Source organism: Agrococcus sp. TF02-05 (assembly GCF_017565345.1).
GTDB classification, from domain to species: domain Bacteria; phylum Actinomycetota; class Actinomycetes; order Actinomycetales; family Microbacteriaceae; genus Agrococcus; species Agrococcus pavilionensis.
The window spans coordinates 26,805-42,404 of the sequence record NZ_JAGEKO010000004.1 but is presented as its reverse complement, the minus strand read 5'-3'; the positions used below and the strand labels follow the sequence as shown (position 1 = coordinate 42,404).

The window sequence follows — 15,600 nt, the reverse complement described above, 5'->3', positions numbered from 1 at the left end:
GCCACGATGGGGGCCGTGAACGACTTCGAAGCCTGGCGCGACGCGAGGCAGCGCGCCGATGCGGCGGCGGCCGCGGCGGCCGCCGCGAGCGACGCGCACGCGACCGTGACCGATCTCGGCCCCGGCTTCTGGATGGTGACGGTCGCGGGAGCGACGCGCGGCTTCATCACCCAGATCGAGGTGAAGGGCGAGCTGCGCTTCGAGGCGCGGCTGCGGCACCTGAACCCCGGCCAGGGCACGCGCATCGGCGAGTACTGGGAGCTCGAGCGCGCGATCGCGGCGATCCTCGAGGAGCCGCCGCGCACCGTCGGTCGCGATCCGTTCCGCGAGCTCACGAACTACGCCACGCGCGACCAGATGCGGGAGCGCACCGAGCGCAAGCGCCTGCAGCGGCGAGCGAACCGGTACTTCGGGTGAGCGCCGCCACGGGCCACGCGCGGCCGGCCGGACCGGTGTTCCGGCTCAGCGCAGCCCGCGTGGTGCTCGCCACGACGGGCGTGGGCGCGGGCGTCGGCGCGGTCACGCTGCTCGTGCTCACGATCCTCGCCGGCGGCGTCGGCGCGTCGCTCGAGGAGCTGGTCTTCTGGGTCGCGATCGCCGGGTGGATGCTGACGCTCGGCGCCGCGACGGGGTGCGCCGTCGGCGTCGTCGCGCTCGTGCTGCGCGAGCTCGCGCGCGGCGACGTGCCGCTCGCCGCGCTGCGGTGGGTGCTGGGCGTCGTCGCCGCCGCGACGACCGTGCTCGTGCTGCGCTGGGCGCTGAGCGCCGAGTCGGTCCCGCTCCTCGCGCTCCTGGTGGTGGTCGGGGGAGCGCTCGGCTGGCTCGTGCCGCGGCTCACCCTCGCGACGGGGACAGGGACGCAGCGGTGAGCGCGATCCACGAGCTCGGGGCGCTCGAGCTCTGGCGACTGCTGCACGCGCGGCAGCTGAGCGCCGTCGAGGTCGCGACGCACTTCCTCGACCGCATCGAGCGGCTCGACGAGGCGAACGCGTTCGTCCACGTCGATGCCGACCTCGCGCTCCGCCGCGCGCGTCAGCTCGACGACGCCGACGACCGCACCGGGCTCATCCACGGGCTGCCGTTCGCCGACAAGGCGCTCTCGCTCCGCGAGGGGCAACCGGCCGACATGGGCAGCCGCTGGCTCGAGGGCACGATCGCGGAGGCGACCGACCCGCTGCCGCGCGTGCTCGACGCGGGCGGCGGCGTCGTGCTCGGCCGCACCGCCTCGCCCGAGTTCGGCTTCGCGGGCTACACGCGCTCGGCGCTCCACGGCTTCACGACGCTGCCGGGCCGCCCCGACCTGCACGCGGGCGGCTCCTCCGGCGGCGCCGCGGCCGCGGTCGCGCAGGGCCTGCTGCCCTTCGCGCCCGGCTCCGACGGCGGCGGCTCGATCCGAATCCCCGCCGCGACGTGCGGCCTCGTCGGGCTCAAGCCCACGCGCGGCCGCATTCCCGCGCAAGGCGGCGTCGGCCAGGTCGGCGGGCTCGCGACCGCCGGCGCGATCGCCCGCTCGGTCATCGACGTCGCGCTCCTCACCGACGCGCTCATCGGCCGCGTCAACGGCGTCGCCCCGCACGGGCTCGTGCTCCGCTCGCCCGAGCGCGACGACGGCTCGCTCCTCGCGGCCGCGATCCGCGGCGAGGGCCGCTACCGCATCGCGGTCATGACGGGCGGCACCCCGTGGGACTCGAGCGACGACATCCGCATCGCCCCCGAGGCGACCGCGGCGGTCGACGAGACCGTCGCGCTCCTCGAGCGCTTCGGGCACGAGGTCGGCGAGGTGGCGCTGCCGGATGCGTCGGGGTACCCCGAGGCGTTCACCGACCTGTGGCGAGGCGGTGCCGCGACGATCCCGATCCCGGTCGAGGAGCGCGACCGGCTCGAGCCGCTCGCGCGCTGGATCATCGAGTCGAGCGACCGCCTCACCGCGGGCGGGCTCGCGAAGGCGCAGCTGTGGGCGACGGAGTTCGAGCGGCGCGTGCTCGCGGTCTTCGCGCCGTGGGATGCGGTGCTCACGCCCGTGACGGCGCTCACGCCCCGGCCGCTCGACTGGTACCCCATCGACGACGGTGAGGCCGACTTCCGGCACCAGGTGCTGCACACGCCGCACACCTCCTTCGTCAACGTCACGGGGCTGCCGGCGATCGCGCTGCCGGTGCACCGGACGGCGGAAGGCCTGCCGATGGGCGTGCAGCTCATCGGCCGGCCGGGGGAGGAGGCGACGCTGCTCGCGATCGGCCGCCAGCTCGAGCGCCGCGTGCCGTGGGAGCAGCGCGTCGTCGACCGCATGCGCCCCTGACGCCCCGCGCTCGCTCGTCGAGCAGGCGCCGCACCACCGCCCCTCCCGTTCGTCGAGCAGGCGCCGACGGCGCCGCCCCTCCCGATCGTCGAGTAGGCGCCGACGGCGCCGTATCGAGACGATCTCGATGCGCGCGCTGCGCGCGCTACTCGATCGACGGAGGCCGCTTCGGCAGGTAGCCGCCCAGCTCGAGCCCCGCCTCGATCTCCCACTTGTTCGTGAGCCCGTCGAGCCCCGCCGCGAAGTACATCGGGATGAACCACAGCCCGTAGCGCTCCCACTGGCGGCGGTGCACGTCCTCGTGCGCGAGGATGCCGGGGCTCGTCGCGCTCCGCGTTAGGAACGTCGCGCCGACCGTCGTGCCGCCGCGGCCGAACGCCCAGGTCGGGAGCCCCGAGATGACGGTGAGCTCGCCGACCTGCCGCTCCTCGCCGCTGAGCAACCGCCCCCACAGCCGCGCAGCCTGCGTCGCGACGCGGTGGCCCGCCGCTGCGACGGGCCTGGCGGTCACCGCGCGGAAGGCGGGACCGGCGAGCGAGCGGCCGAGCGCGCCGACGCGCGCGCCGACCGAGGTGAGCGGGGAGCGGTGGACGGCCATGCGGCCGACGATAGCGCGCCGATACGCTGAGGCCATGACCCGCGTCGCGCCCCGCTCGGCAGCTCCGAGCCCTCGCGGCGAGGGACCCGGCGGCACGCGCAGGTCGACGCCGTGAAGATCGCGATGGTGTCGATGCACACCTCGCCCGCCGACCGGCCGGGCAAGGGCGACGCGGGCGGCATGAACGTCGTCGTGCTCGAGAGCGCCCTCGCGCTCGCGGCGCACGGCAACGACGTCGACCTCTTCACGCGCTCCGCGGGCGCCGATCACGCCGAGACGATCGCGCCGCGCGTCACCCTCCGAGCGCTCGACACGGGCGGCGGCATCGTCCGCAAGCACGACCTCCCGAACCTCGCCGACGCGTTCGGCGAGCAGCTCGAGCGCGCCGCGCTCACCGCGAGCGTGCCCTACGACGTCATCCACGCGCACTACTGGCTCTCGGGCCTCGCCGCGCTCCCGGTCTCGCTCTCGCTCGGCATGCCGATCGTGCAGACCTTCCACACGCTCGCGGCCGAGAAGAACCGCCGCGTCGCCGACGGCGACCGGCCCGAGCCCGAGCGGCGGCTCCTCACCGAGCGCTACCTCGCCGGCCAGGTCGACGCGATCGCGGCCGTCTCGCGCGCCGAGGTCGACGTGCTGTGCGACGCGGTCGGGGCGAGCGCCGAGCGCGTCTGGCTCGTGCCGCCGGCGGTCGACGCGCAGCGCTTCCAGCCTGGCCCCATCGCCGCGCGGCTCGAGCTGCGCAACCGGCTCGGCGTGCTGCCCGAGCAGGGCCTCATCGCGGTCGTCGGCCGCGTGCAGCCGCTCAAGGGGCAGGACCTCGCCGTGCGCATGCTCGAGCACCTGCACGACGCGGTGCTCGTCATCGCGGGCGACGCGGTGCCCGGCGACGAGCGCTACCTCGAGTCGCTCCACGACATCGCGCGCGAGGTGGGCGTCGAGGGCCGCGTGCGCCACATCGGCAGCCTCGAGCGCGACGCCCTCGCGCAGCTGCTCGACGCCGCCGACGTCGTCGTCGTGCCGAGCCGCTCGGAGTCGTTCGGGCTCGTGCCGCTCGAGGCGGCCGCGTGCGGCACGCCCGTCGTCGCGGCGCGCGTCGGCGGGCTGTGCGAATCGGTCGTCGACGGCGAGACCGGCGTGCTCATCGACGGCCGCGACCCTGAGGAGTGGGCGGATGCGGTCGACGCGATCCTGGACGACACCGAGCTCGCGCTCGAGCTCGGCCTCGCGGGCCGTCGCGCCGCGACCCGCCGCGACTGGGAGGACGTCGCCCTCGAGCTCGAGACGGTCTACCGCGCCGCGGTCCGCGCGCGCGCCTGACGCGACCCGACGCATCCGCCCGCCCCGACCCCGAAGCCCCGGGCGCACGCGAAGAGGGGGCGGGCCGCAGCCCACCCCCTCCGATCGAGCGCCCGGAGGCCCGGGATCAGCGGTCGACGACCTCGGCCTCGACGTGGTCGCCCTCGCTCTGCGTCGAGCTCGAGCCCGCCCCGAGCTGGCCCTGGTTCGCCGAGCCGCCGTGCTTGAGCGCGGCGAGGCGCGCCTCGATCTCGGTCTGGCGGCCGACGTCCTCGAGCGCCTCGAACTGCGCGTCGAGGGTCGAGGCGGCGAGCTCCTGCTGGCCCATGACCTTCGCCTCCTCGCGGCGGATCTTGTCCTCGAAGCGGCCGATCTCGCTCGTGGGGTCGAGGATGTCGATCGACTTGACGGCGTCGTGCACCTGCGACTGCGCCTCGGCGACCTTCGCGCGCGCGATGAGCTCGGAGCGCTTCGACTTCAGCTGGTCGAGCTTCTGCTTCATCGTGTCGAGGCCGGTCTTGAGCTTGTCGACGACCTCATTCTGCGAGCGGATCGACGGCTCAGCGGCACGCGCCTCCTGCTCCGACTGCATCTGCTTGCCGAGCGCGACCTTCGCGAGGTTGTCGAACTTGTCGGCATCGGGCTTGCCCTCGGCGCGCAGCTGGTCGGCGCGCTGCGAGGCGGCGAGCGCCTTGCGGCCCCAGTCCTCGGCGGCGCGCACGTCCTCCTGGTAGTCCTGCTCCTGCAGGCGCAGGTTGCCGATCGTCTGCGCGATGGCGGCCTCGGCCTCGGCGATCGAGTTGGTGTAGTCGCGCACCATCTGGTCGAGCATCTTCTGCGGGTCCTCGGCCTGGTCGAGGAGCGCGTTGATGTTGGCCTTCGCGAGCTGCGCGATGCGGCCGAGGATGGACTGCTTGGACATGGGGTTCCTTCCTGCACTGCCGCCGAGGCGGCCTCTGATCGATTGTCGTCTGGTCATGCTCTGCAAGTGATGAGTGGATGGGTCGGGTCGCGCGGGCGGTGAGCGCGCCCGGGTGCCTGGTCAGTCCCCGAAGCCGCCCCCGCCGCCGCCGAAGCCGCCGCCTCCGCCGGAGAAGCCGCCGAAGCCGCCGCCGAAGAAGCCGCCGCCTCCGCCGCCGAAGCCGCCCCCGCCGCCGGAGAAGAGGTCGCCGAGGCCTCCGCCCCCGCCGCCATCGCCGCCGCCCCAGCCGCCGCCGTGGTGGCCGGAGCCGTTCAGCATGTCGCCGAGGATGTAGCCGAGCAGGCCGCCCGTGAGCATGTCCTGCCCGCGACCGCCGCCGCCCCGGTAGTACGGGTTCTGCGCCCGGCCGCCCCAGCCGCCGATGTCGTGCGACGCATCCTGCATCGCCTGCTCGGCGTGCTGCGACGCGGCCTGCGCGTACTGCATCGCCGTCGCCGGATCCTGCTGCGCGAGTCGCAGCGCTTGCGCGAGCTCCTGCTGTGCGGTCGCGAGCAGCTGCCGGGCGTGCATGCCGACGCCGATGCGGCGCGTGTGGATGTAGTCCTCCGCGCGGTCGATGTTCGCGCGCGCCGAGCCGATCCAGCGGTCGAGGCTCGCGCGCTGCCGCTCGAGCTGCACGCCGCCCTGCCGCAGCTGCGCGGTCGCCTCGTCGAGGCGCTGGTTCGCGCGCTGCAGGTTGGCGAGCACCGCGAGCGTGTCGGTCGGGCGGCGCTGGGCGAGCTCGACCTGCTGCTCGACGTGCTCGATGAGGGGGCGGAGGTCGACGCGGTCGGTGCTGCGGAGCGTCTTCGCCGCGGCGATGTCGCCGATCGAGTCCTCGACGAGGCCGCGCAGCTGCTGCGCGGAGTTGCCGAGGTCCTGCTCGGCGCGCTCGACGGCCGCGAGCAGCCCCGACGATTGCGCGAGCGCGGCCTCGGCCGCGTGCACGGCGAGCGCCGCAGCCGCGCCGTCGCCGCGGGCGACGGCCTCGCGGCCTGCCGCGATCGACTGGTCGATGTTGGGCAGCTGGCGCTCGGCGCCCGCGATGTTCTCGCGCACGGGCTCGATCGACGAGCCGGAGTGCACGTCGTCGAGCCGGTCGAGGATCGCGCGCGCGTTGGCGATGCGGCCGTCGAGCGCCTGGCGCGATTGCGCGACCGCCTCGAGCACCTGCGGGGCGTTGCGCTCGAGATCGCGCAGCTGCTCGAAGGAACCGGCGTGGCTCGCGAGCTCGGTGCCGGCGCCCTCGGCGATCTGCAGGATGCGGCTCGACCACTCGTGCCGCTCCTGGTCGGTGTCGGGGAAGGCGTCGTCGAGCTGCTGCTGCAGCGCGAACGCCTCCCGCAGCCCGCCCTTCGCCTTCTCGAGCGCCTCGCGGTAGGGACGCACCGCATCCTCGCCGAACTGCGCGCCCGCGAAGGCGAGCTCCTGCTCGCTCTGCTGCACGGTGTCGTCGAGCTGCACGAGCGCGATGTCGGCGCGCTGCTTGAGCTCGTCGAGGCTCAGCTGCTGCTGCTGCTTCGCGGCGATCTCGCCCTGCTTCTTCTTGCGCGAGCGCATGCCGCGCGAGACGAGCCACGCGCCGCCGCCGATGACCGCGGCGCCGCCCACGAGCGCGACGACGGGCAGCACGGCGGAGCCGTCGACGTTGACCTGCGTGCCGCCGTCACCGCCCGACGAGGGGTCGAACTGCGCGACCGCGGTGCCGAAGCCCATCGCGGCGCCGGCGACGTCGCCGTTGTTGAGGGCGGGCAGCAGGTCGGACTGCGCGAGCTGGTTGACCTCGGCCTCCGAGAGCGGGTAGCCGTCGGGGTAGGCGTAGCCCCACTGCTGGTCGTCCATCGCGATCGCGATGAGGAGGTCGTCCTGCCCGAGGCCCGAGGCCTCGGCCGACTGCACCGACCAGTCGCCGCGCTCGATGCCGTCGAACGAGTCGACCACCACGACGTACACGTCGGCGGGCGAGGATGCGTTCTCCTCCTCGAGGTGCGCCGTCACCTCCGCGTCGTCGCCCGCGTAGTCGCCGGTCTCGTCGACGAAGGGGTCGCCGCCGACGTCGACCGGGTCCTCGGTCGCGAGCGCTCCGGCGGAGAGCCCCAACGACGTCGCCGCCCCGAGGGCGACCACGGCGAACGGGCGAACGAACCGGACCTGCATCTGCGCTCCCTGCCTTCGGCACTCCTGCGATGCCGACGTCTTCGCGAGTCTAACCAGCGCAGGTGTCGGTCAGCCCGGGGGCTGGCCCCCATGCGCGCCCGCTCTCAGCGAACGGGGTACGCGTCTCCGACGACCGCGAGGCGTCGACCCTCGAGCTCGATGAGCAGGAGCGGGGCCGGAGCGGTCGCCGCGTCGATGCCGCAGCCGAGGAGGGGCCCATCCGGGAGCACCACGTCGGCAAGGGTGACGCTACCGGCTTCGGAACCGGGCGTCGTCGAGCCAGCGTTCGCCGCCGCTTCGAGCACCGAGAGGTCCTGCGCCGCCACGATCGTGAGCGGGTCGTCGGCGGCGACCTGCGCGATCCCGACGCCGAGCACCTCGAGCGTGCCGGCCTCATCGGGCAGCAGCAGTTCCACACCGGCGATGCCGTCGGCAGGGTCGTCGGTGAACGTCGCCTCGATGCCGGTCTCGGCGCGGATCGCCGGGTATGCGCACGCGAGCGCGACCGACCCGTCCGCTTCGGTCGCACCCGACGCGTCTCCGCCGCTCGAGTCCTGCTCCGGCGCCGCCTCCTGCGCCGCCCCCTGATCCGACATCACCGTGCTCGACGGCGACATCGGCGAAAGCCCTGGCACGACGAACGGCGCGACGATGAGCACCCCCGCGCCGGTCGCCGCCGCGGTGACGGCCGCGACCTTCGGGCGCCGCCGTCTCCGCGCCCGCTCGACCACCGCATCCACGTCGAGCCTGCTCGCAGGGCCGGGCAGCTCCTGCAGCCTGCGCCGCAGCTCCTCCTCGCCGCTCATGACGTCCCTCCCGGCGACCGCTCCTCGCGCTGCAGGCGACCCTGCTCGCGCTCGAGGATCCCGCGCAGCTTCGCCAGCGCATCCGACAGGTACCGCTTGACCGCGCCCGCCGAGATGCCGAGCTCGGTCGCGATCTGCTCGACGGTGCGGTCCTCGTCGTAGCGCAGCACGATGCACGCGCGCTCGCGCGGCGAGAGCCGCTGCAACCGCGCGGCCATGTCGAGCCGCTCGCCCGTGAGTGTCGAGCCGGAGTCGAGCCGCTCGCGCTCGCCGACGAGCGGCGCGATGCGGCGCCACCGCTGCCCGCGGCGCGCGCGGTCGAGGAAGCGGTTGGCGATCGCCCGCCGCACGTAGGCCTCGGCCTGCTCGACCTCGAAGCCGTTGCGCAGCCGACCGAACGTCGCCGCGAGCGCGTCCTGCACCATGTCGCGCGCCTCCTCCTTATCGCCGCTCAAGAGGGTCGCGTACCGCACGAGCGCATCGCCGCGCTCGGCGACCAGCTCGGCCACCACCAGCTCCCACCTGGCTGCCACGCGATCCTCCCTCTACCCCTGTCGACGAACGAGCGCAGTCGATCGTTGGGGTCAGGCTCCGGCCGCGCGCATGCGCGCCGCGAGCGGGGGGTTGGATGCGTCGAGGTGCGCGAGCACGCTCGCTCGCGTCTCGGGGCTCTTGTTCTGGCTCATCTTCGACTTCGCGTCGAGCTCGCGGACCGTGAGCCGCAGCCCGATCGTGCCCATCGCCATGCCGCGGTTGTCCTCGTCGTCGATGTCGAGCCGCACGCCGCGCTCGGGCGCGTAGGCCTGCTCGAAGTGCTCGACGAGCTGCTGGAGCGTGCGCATGTTCGCGTCGGCGTCGAGCACCTCGACGTCGCAGCGCATCGATGCCATCTCGAAGTTCCACGTCGGCACCTGGCCGGCGTCGGCGCCGACGTACCAGCTGGGCGACACGTAGCCGTGCGCGCCCTGGGCGACGACGAGCATCTCGTGCGGGCCGGGCTCGAGCAGCCCGTGGAGCCGCGCGTCGGCGCGCCCGAGGTGCGTGAGCAGCGCGAGCTCGCCGTCGGGCGCCGCTTCGTCGAGCAGCACGGGGGAGGGGGATGCGACGGGCCCGCTCGCGGGATGCGACACGAGCAGCATCCACGGCGCGCGGCGGAGGAGGTCGCGCACCTCGGCGTCGCCGATGCGGTAGAGCGGGTTGGGCTGCACGCCCCCATCGTGGCGCATGGAGCGCGCTGCGCGCGCCCCGCCGCTTCCGGCTGCGCCGCGAACCGGCACGGACCCCAGATCGGCAGGCGGACCCGAGATCTGGGGTCCGCTCGCCGAAGTGGGGTCCGCGACGCGGCTCACCGAAGACGCGAGCGGCGCGACCCCGGCATGGGGCCGCGCCGCTGCGCGAGCGATCGAGTGACGTGTCAGACGCCGACGGGCTGCGCCTGCTGCACGTGCTCGAGGCGCCACCGCACGTGGTTGAGCTGGCGCACGAGGCCGGTCGGCAGCGCGCGGCCGAACTGGCCGAAGAACGCCTCGACGTCGACGAGCTCGCCGAGCCACGCCTTCGCGTCGATCTCGAACAGCTCGTCGACGACCGCGTCGTCGATGTCGAGCCCCTCGAGGTTGAGCGCGCCCTCCGCGGGCATGACGCCGATCGCCGTGTCGACGCCCGCCGCGGTGCCGGCGACGCGGCCCGCGATCCACTCGAGCACGCGCGCGTTCTCGCCGAAGCCCGGCCACAGGAAGCCGCCCTCGTCGTCGCGGCGGAACCAGTTGACCGAGAAGATCTTCGGCGCGTGGCGGCCGAGGCGGTGGCCCATGTCGATCCAGTGGGTGAAGTAGTCGCCCATGTTGTAGCCGCAGAAGGGCAGCATCGCGAACGGGTCGCGGCGGATCTCGCCGACCGGGCCCTCCGCCGCGGCGGTCTGCTGGCTCGAGACGGTCGCGCCGACGTAGACGCCGTGCTCCCAGTCGCGCGCCTGCATGACGAGCGGCACCTGCGTGGGGCGGCGGCCGCCGAAGATGATCGCGTCGATCGGCACGCCCTGCGGCGCGTCCCAGTCGGGGGCGATCGACGGCGCCTGCTCGGCGCGCACGGTGAAGCGCGCGTTCGGGTGCGCGGCGGGGCCGTTGGCGGGGTCGTAGGGGCGGCCCTGCCAGTCGATGAGGCCCTCGGGCGCCTCCTTCGTCATGCCTTCCCACCACACGTCGCCGTCGGCGGTGAGCGCGACGTTCGTGAAGATCGTGTCGTGCGTCATCATCGCCATCGCGGTCGCGTTGGTCTTCTCGGAGGTGCCGGGAGCGACACCGAAGAAGCCGTTCTCGGGGTTGATGGCCCACAGCCGGCCGTCGTCGCCCGGACGCATCCAGACGATGTCGTCGCCGAGCGTCTCGACCGTCCAGCCGGGGATCGTCGGCTGCAGCATCGCGAGGTTCGTCTTGCCGCACGCCGAGGGGAAGGCGCCCGCGAGGTGCAGCTGGCGGCCGTCCTCATGCTTCATGCGCAGCAGCAGCATGTGCTCGGCGAGCCAGCCCTCGTCGCGCGCCTGCACGCTCGCGATGCGCAGCGCGAAGCACTTCTTCGCGAGCAGCGCGTTGCCGCCGTAGGCGGAGCCGAACGACCAGATCTCGCGCGTCTCGGGGAAGTGCGAGATGTAGCGCGTCGGGTTGCACGGCCACGGCACGTCGGCCTCGCCCTCGGCGAGCGGCGCGCCGACCGAGTGCACCGCGGGCACCCAGTCGTCGGTGCCGTGCATCGCCTGCAGCGCCTCGGTGCCGACGCGCGTCATGTAGTGCATGGATGCGACGACGTACGGCGAGTCGGTGATCTCGATCCCGAGCTTCGAGATCGGGCCGCCGACGGGGCCCATCGAGAAGGGGATGACGTACATCGTGCGGCCGCGCATCGCGCCGTCGAAGAGGCCGCCGAGCACCTGGCGCATCGACTCGGGGTCGCGCCAGTTGTTCGTGGGGCCCGCGTCCTCGCGGTCCTCCGAGCAGATGAAGGTGCGGTCCTCCATGCGCGCGACGTCATCGGGGTTCGAGCGCGCGAGGTAGCTGCCCGGGCGCTTCGGCACGGGCACGATCGTGCCCGCGTCGAGCATCGTGTCGATGAGGCGCTGGAGCTCCTCCTGCGAGCCGTCGGCCCAGACGACGTCCTTCGGCTCGAGCAGCTCGGCGATCGATGCGACCCACGCGACGACGCCCGGGTCGGCGCCGTCGGGCGCGCTCACCGATGCGGGCTTCACGGTCTTGAAGGTGGAGCGGGACGGCGCGGGAGGGAGGATCGTCATGCTCCGAGTCAACCCGCTCCGCCCGCGGCGCGCACGCACCGGAGCGCAAAGGATCGCGGATTCCTTCACAGGCGGCAAGCGTTCAGTGCCGCAGGCGGGCTCGCGGCGCCTACGACTGAGGGGCATGGGGCTGGGCGCCGGTGCGCACATCCCACGGTAGACGACGGATGCGTTGGAAGCACGCGGGCAGACGTGTGTCGCGACCCGCGGTGCAAGGTTCCGCGTTTCTTTCGTATGCTGGGTGCATGGTCGACGCAGCAGTCCTGGGGCACCGCATCCGTCACTTCCGCACCGCGACGGGGCTCACGCTCGACGCGCTCGGCGAGCGCATCGGCCTCGCCGGCAGCCAGCTCTCGCTCATCGAGAACGGCCACCGCGAGCCGAAGCTCAGCCACCTGCAGGCGATCGCCGAGACGCTCGGCGTCTCGACCGGCCAGCTGCTCGACCCCGAGCCGCCGAGCGAGCGCAGCCGCATGGAGCTCGACCTGCAGCGGCTGCAGGAGGGCGCGAGCTACAAGCGGCTCGGGCTGCCGGTCGTGCGGCCGACGCGCTCGATGGGCGACGACGTGCTCGGCGCGCTCGTTGGCCTGCACCGCGAGCTCGACCGTCGCGCGCGGGAGGCGATCGCGACGCCCGAGCAGGCTCGGCGCGACGCGACGGCGCTGCGCCACACGATGCGCGAGCGCAACAACTCGATCCCCGAGATCGAGGAGCTCGCCGAGGAACAGCTGCGCGCCGTCGGGTACGAGGGCGGGAGCCTCACGCACCGCACGGTGAGCGAGATCGCCGCGCGGCTCGGCTTCGAACTCGTCTACGTCACCGACCTGCCCCACTCGACGCGCTCGGTCACCGACCTCGAGAACGGCCGCATCTACCTGCCGCCCGCGTCGATCCCCGGCGGCCACGGCCTGCGCTCGATGGCGCTGCAGGCGCTCGCCCACCGGCTGCTCGGCCACCACGAGCCGCAGGACTACCAGCGGTTCCTGCAGCAGCGGCTCGAGATCAACTACTTCGCCGCCGCGACGCTCATGCCCCGCTCGCGCGCGGTCGACTACCTGCGGAAGGCGAAGAAGGAGCGGAACCTCGCGGTCGAGGACTTCCGCGACGCGTTCGGCGTCACGCACGAGACGGCCGCGATGCGCTTCACGAACCTCGCGACGACCGACCTCGACATGCGCGTGCACTTCCTGCGCGTGCAGGAGGACGGCTCGCTCTCGCGCGTCTACGAGAACGACGGCCTGCCCGTGCCCGTCGACGCATCCGGCCACGCCGAGGGGCAGCTCGTCTGCCGCAAGTTCGCGGCCCGCACGGCGTTCGAGCGCACGAGCCGGACGACCGAGTTCTACCAGTACACCGACACGCCGAACGGCACCTTCTGGTGCTCGACGCAGACCGGCTCGGGCACCGACGGCGAGTTCTCCATCTCCTTCGGCGTGCGCTTCGACGACGCGAAGTACTTCCGCGGCGCGCAGACCGCATTCCGCGAGGTGTCGACGTGCCCCGACGAGCGCTGCTGCATCCGCCCGAGCGACGGTCTGCAGGAGCGGTGGCGCCACCGCTCGTGGGCGTCGGCGCGCATGCACCAGCACACGCTCGCGCCGCTCCCGTCGGGCACCTACCCGGGCGTCGACGACGCCGAGCTCTACGAGTTCCTCGAGCGGCACGCGCCCGCGCTCTGACCGCCCGAGCGGCAGCGCGCGGGCCTTGAGCGGCGGCGCGCGGCAGGCCTAGCCTGAGGGAGCCACGTCGACCGGAGGAGCCGACATGACCGAGCGACCCGGCGGGCTCGACTCGCCCGACGAGACCCTGCGCCGCGGCGCCCGGTACCTCGCCGACGCGCATCCGCGGCTCGACGCCCGCCTCATCGAGCGCATCGTCTTCGAGTCGCACGCGACGCTCGCGCGCGGGGCGCGCACCCGCACCCACCTCCCGGCGCTCGCGCTCAAGTTCGCCGCCGACCGGCTGCGTGCGCTCGAGGTCGCCGACGGCGCGGGGGAGGGCGGCACCGCGGAGGGCCGGCCCGTGCGCGTGCTCGTCGAGTCGATCCGCAACGACGGCATCTCGCAGATGGCAGCCGCCTTCCTCAACGCGCTCGGCGACGGGCGGGTCGAGGCGCTCTCGGCGGCCATCAACCCCGCCGACGAGGTGCTCCGCACGGTCGTCGACGTGATGGAGGAGGACGGCGTGCCGGTCGCCGAGAGCTACCCGAAGCCCGTCACCGACGACATCGCCCGCGCCGCCGACGTCATCATCACGATGCTCATCGAGCACCCCTTCGACCTGCGCTCGGGCCAGCGCATCGAGGCGTGGGACTTCGACGACCCCGCGGGCCTCGGCACCGACGAGGTGCGACGCATCCGCGACCGCGTGCGCCGGCGAGTGGTCGAGTTCCTCGGCGCGCTCCCGTCGTGAGCGAGCGCATGACCGATCTCGACGAGCTGGGGCGCCTGCGCCGCGCGCGCGACCGCATGGACCGCGAGTTCGCGAAGCCGCTCGACGTCGCTGCGATCGCGCGCACCGCGCTCATGTCGCAAGCGCACTTCAGCCGCCGCTTCCGCGAGGCCTACGGCGAGTCGCCCTACGCCTACCTCATGACGCGCCGCATCGAGCGGGCGGCGGCGCTCCTGCGCACGGGCGACGTGTCGGTGACGGATGCGTGCATGCAGGTCGGGTGCTCGAGCCTCGGCTCGTTCTCGGCGAGCTTCACGAAGCTCATGGGCGAGACGCCGAGCGCCTACCGCGCGCGCGAGCACGAGGCGCTCGAGGGCATGCCGGGCTGCCTCGCGATGGTGCTGACCCGGCCGCGGAAGGGCGACCCGTCGAGCAGGTTCCGAGAAGCGCGGCGCGCGATGCCGGCCCTAGCCTCGAGCGCATGAGCATCTCCATCAGCGCAGTGCACGTGATCGTCGACGACCCGGATGCGGCGGTCGGGTTCTACCGCGACGTGCTCGGGATGACGGTCACGAGCGAGGTCGAGAACGAGGGCTACCGCTGGGTGACCCTCTCGCCCGAGTCGCAGCCCGACATCCAGCTCGTCCTGAGCCACCCGCGCGCGGGCCGCTCCGAGCAGGACGGCGAAGCGGTCGCCGCCCTGCTCGCGAAGGGCGAGCTCGGCAGCGTCAACCTGCGGACGAGCGACCTCGAGGGCGTCTTCGACCGGGCCGCCGCGCACGACGGCGTCGAGATCGTGCAGGAGCCGACCGATCAGTTCTGGGGCGTGCGCGACATCGCGCTGCGCGACCCCGCCGGCAACCTCGTGCGGATCGAGCAGTCGGCCGGTTGAGCCGAGCCCGAGCTCACGCCGTCGGCGCGAGCTCGGCGAACTCGAGGATGCGGCGGGCGACGTCGGCCGGCGCCTCGTCGACCACCCAGTGGCCGGCGCCCGGCACCTCGTCGACGCGCATGCTCGGCGCGAGGCGGTCGAGGCCCTCGAGCGCGGATCGCGGCACCACCGGGTCGTCGGCACCGAAGAGCACGAGCGTCGGCATCGTCGGCAGCCGGTCGCGGTAGCCGCCGCGCACGATGCGCAGGAACTCGGGCACGACGAGCTGGCGGTAGGTGCGGGAGGCTGCGCGCGCCCGGTCAGGCTCGCGCAGCCGCGCGACGTACGCCTCACGGTCGCGCTCGGTCGGTCCGCCGTGGACGGCGAACGTCGAGAAGAGCCAGTGCGGCAGCCGCTGCTCGCCGCCGCCGAGGAGGCGCTCGCCGAGGCCCGGCACCGCGAGCGCGTACTGGAACCAGAGGTGGCGCACCGAGCGCAGCAGCGCGGGCGAGAGCTTCACGTACATCGGCGGGACCGAGAGCACGACGAGGTGCGAGACGCGCTCGGGGTGCTCCATCGCGAGCGCGAGCGCGCCGAGCGCCCCGATGTCGTGCCCGACCACGACTGCCTGCTCGATCCCGAGGGCGTCGAGCAGCTCGACGAGGTCGCCGCACATCGTGTCGAGCCGGTAGGGGCTGTCGGGCGCCTCGCTCCGGCCGGCGCCGCGCAGGTCGGGCGCGATCGCCCGCGCGTGCGGCTCGATGAGCGGCATGACGCGCGCCCACTCGCGCGAGCTCTGCGGGAACCCGTGCACGAGCACGACCGGGGTGCCGGAGCCCGCCTCGACCACGTGCATCCGCAAGCCCGGCAGGTCGAGGAACCGGCCTCCGTCGACCGATCGCGATTCTCGCGCCATGGTCACCCCCGCAGGA

Annotated in this window: 16 protein-coding genes; 8 read left to right on the top strand and 8 right to left on the bottom strand. The window is 73.8% G+C overall.

Translation table 11 applies throughout. The features are described from left to right. Window positions 1-15 precede the first annotated feature (15 nt). Genes JQT67_RS04070 through JQT67_RS04060 form a run of 3 tightly spaced genes read left to right on the top strand, consistent with a single transcriptional unit; the run spans window position 16 to window position 2,299 of the window. The gene (locus JQT67_RS04070; RefSeq protein ID WP_021011097.1) at window positions 16-417 is read left to right on the top strand and encodes a hypothetical protein; all 402 of its coding nucleotides are present in this window, start codon (window positions 16-18) and stop codon (window positions 415-417) included. After that, window positions 414-869, top strand: coding sequence for a hypothetical protein (locus JQT67_RS04065; RefSeq protein ID WP_208063633.1), 456 nt, complete (start codon window positions 414-416; stop codon window positions 867-869). Before JQT67_RS04070 ends, JQT67_RS04065 begins: the two co-directional genes overlap by 4 nt. Further along, complete coding sequence (locus JQT67_RS04060) at window positions 866-2,299, top strand: amidase (protein ID WP_208063632.1); 1,434 nt, start codon at window positions 866-868, stop codon at window positions 2,297-2,299. Before JQT67_RS04065 ends, JQT67_RS04060 begins: the two co-directional genes overlap by 4 nt. A 145-nt stretch (window positions 2,300-2,444) precedes the next feature. Here JQT67_RS04060 and JQT67_RS04055 read toward each other — a convergent pair whose 3' ends face one another. Further along, complete coding sequence (locus JQT67_RS04055; protein ID WP_243755655.1) at window positions 2,445-2,897, bottom strand: hypothetical protein; 453 nt, start codon at window positions 2,895-2,897, stop codon at window positions 2,445-2,447. Between the two features lie 111 nt (window positions 2,898-3,008). Here JQT67_RS04055 and JQT67_RS04050 point away from each other — a divergent pair, with 111 nt between their 5' ends. Then, on the top strand, window positions 3,009-4,217 hold the full coding sequence (locus tag JQT67_RS04050; RefSeq protein WP_208063631.1) for a glycosyltransferase: 1,209 nt from the start codon (window positions 3,009-3,011) through the stop codon (window positions 4,215-4,217). Between the two features lie 106 nt (window positions 4,218-4,323). Here the strand turns inward: JQT67_RS04050 and JQT67_RS04045 are convergent, their stop codons facing one another. The 6 genes from JQT67_RS04045 to JQT67_RS04020 form a co-directional block, all read right to left on the bottom strand. Next, complete coding sequence (locus JQT67_RS04045; protein ID WP_021011102.1) at window positions 4,324-5,118, bottom strand: PspA/IM30 family protein; 795 nt, start codon at window positions 5,116-5,118, stop codon at window positions 4,324-4,326. 120 nt (window positions 5,119-5,238) lie between these two features. Then, complete coding sequence (locus tag JQT67_RS13620) at window positions 5,239-7,314, bottom strand: TPM domain-containing protein (RefSeq protein WP_208063630.1); 2,076 nt, start codon at window positions 7,312-7,314, stop codon at window positions 5,239-5,241. A gap of 104 nt (window positions 7,315-7,418) precedes the next feature. After that, a complete protein-coding gene (locus tag JQT67_RS04035) occupies window positions 7,419-8,120 on the bottom strand; it encodes a hypothetical protein (protein ID WP_208063629.1) in 702 nt (233 codons plus the stop codon). Further along, window positions 8,117-8,629, bottom strand: a complete 513-nt coding sequence (locus JQT67_RS04030; RefSeq protein ID WP_307864202.1) for a sigma-70 family RNA polymerase sigma factor — start codon at window positions 8,627-8,629, stop codon at window positions 8,117-8,119. The genes JQT67_RS04035 and JQT67_RS04030 overlap by 4 nt, the downstream gene beginning before the upstream one ends. A gap of 75 nt (window positions 8,630-8,704) precedes the next feature. Continuing rightward, window positions 8,705-9,328 carry an FMN-binding negative transcriptional regulator gene (locus JQT67_RS04025; RefSeq protein ID WP_208063627.1) on the bottom strand — a complete coding sequence of 208 codons (624 nt, stop codon included), beginning with the start codon at window positions 9,326-9,328 and terminating at the stop codon, window positions 8,705-8,707. 206 nt (window positions 9,329-9,534) lie between these two features. After that, a complete protein-coding gene (locus tag JQT67_RS04020) occupies window positions 9,535-11,406 on the bottom strand; it encodes a phosphoenolpyruvate carboxykinase (GTP) (protein ID WP_208063626.1) in 1,872 nt (623 codons plus the stop codon). A 245-nt stretch (window positions 11,407-11,651) separates the two neighbouring features. Between JQT67_RS04020 and JQT67_RS04015 the strand changes: the two genes are divergently transcribed. From JQT67_RS04015 to JQT67_RS04000, 4 genes are all read left to right on the top strand, one after another. Next, window positions 11,652-13,085 (top strand): XRE family transcriptional regulator, encoded by a 1,434-nt coding sequence (locus JQT67_RS04015; protein ID WP_208063625.1) that lies wholly within the window; start codon window positions 11,652-11,654, stop codon window positions 13,083-13,085. A gap of 85 nt (window positions 13,086-13,170) precedes the next feature. After that, on the top strand, window positions 13,171-13,818 hold the full coding sequence (locus JQT67_RS04010) for a three-helix bundle dimerization domain-containing protein (protein WP_208063624.1): 648 nt from the start codon (window positions 13,171-13,173) through the stop codon (window positions 13,816-13,818). 8 nt (window positions 13,819-13,826) lie between these two features. Continuing rightward, window positions 13,827-14,282 carry a helix-turn-helix transcriptional regulator gene (locus JQT67_RS04005; RefSeq protein ID WP_208063623.1) on the top strand — a complete coding sequence of 152 codons (456 nt, stop codon included), beginning with the start codon at window positions 13,827-13,829 and terminating at the stop codon, window positions 14,280-14,282. After that, window positions 14,279-14,689 carry a VOC family protein gene (locus tag JQT67_RS04000; protein WP_208063622.1) on the top strand — a complete coding sequence of 137 codons (411 nt, stop codon included), beginning with the start codon at window positions 14,279-14,281 and terminating at the stop codon, window positions 14,687-14,689. Before JQT67_RS04005 ends, JQT67_RS04000 begins: the two co-directional genes overlap by 4 nt. 13 nt (window positions 14,690-14,702) lie before the next feature. Here the strand turns inward: JQT67_RS04000 and JQT67_RS03995 are convergent, their stop codons facing one another. Beyond that, complete coding sequence (locus JQT67_RS03995; RefSeq protein ID WP_208063621.1) at window positions 14,703-15,584, bottom strand: alpha/beta fold hydrolase; 882 nt, start codon at window positions 15,582-15,584, stop codon at window positions 14,703-14,705. Window positions 15,585-15,600: the final 16 nt, after the last annotated feature.

What these genes read in the sequence shown, in the direction of transcription:
- JQT67_RS04055 (WP_243755655.1), bottom strand. Translation starts at nt 2,897, where the DNA reads ATGGCCGTCCACCGCTCCCCGCTCACCTCGGTCGGCGCGCGCGTCGGC.
- JQT67_RS04045 (WP_021011102.1), bottom strand. Translation starts at nt 5,118, where the DNA reads ATGTCCAAGCAGTCCATCCTCGGCCGCATCGCGCAGCTCGCGAAGGCC.
- JQT67_RS13620 (WP_208063630.1), bottom strand. Translation starts at nt 7,314, where the DNA reads ATGCAGGTCCGGTTCGTTCGCCCGTTCGCCGTGGTCGCCCTCGGGGCG.
- JQT67_RS04035 (WP_208063629.1), bottom strand. Translation starts at nt 8,120, where the DNA reads ATGAGCGGCGAGGAGGAGCTGCGGCGCAGGCTGCAGGAGCTGCCCGGC.
- JQT67_RS04020 (WP_208063626.1), bottom strand. Translation starts at nt 11,406, where the DNA reads ATGACGATCCTCCCTCCCGCGCCGTCCCGCTCCACCTTCAAGACCGTG.
- JQT67_RS04015 (WP_208063625.1), top strand. Translation starts at nt 11,652, where the DNA reads ATGGTCGACGCAGCAGTCCTGGGGCACCGCATCCGTCACTTCCGCACC.
- JQT67_RS04010 (WP_208063624.1), top strand. Translation starts at nt 13,171, where the DNA reads ATGACCGAGCGACCCGGCGGGCTCGACTCGCCCGACGAGACCCTGCGC.
- JQT67_RS04005 (WP_208063623.1), top strand. Translation starts at nt 13,827, where the DNA reads ATGACCGATCTCGACGAGCTGGGGCGCCTGCGCCGCGCGCGCGACCGC.
- JQT67_RS04000 (WP_208063622.1), top strand. Translation starts at nt 14,279, where the DNA reads ATGAGCATCTCCATCAGCGCAGTGCACGTGATCGTCGACGACCCGGAT.
- JQT67_RS03995 (WP_208063621.1), bottom strand. Translation starts at nt 15,584, where the DNA reads ATGGCGCGAGAATCGCGATCGGTCGACGGAGGCCGGTTCCTCGACCTG.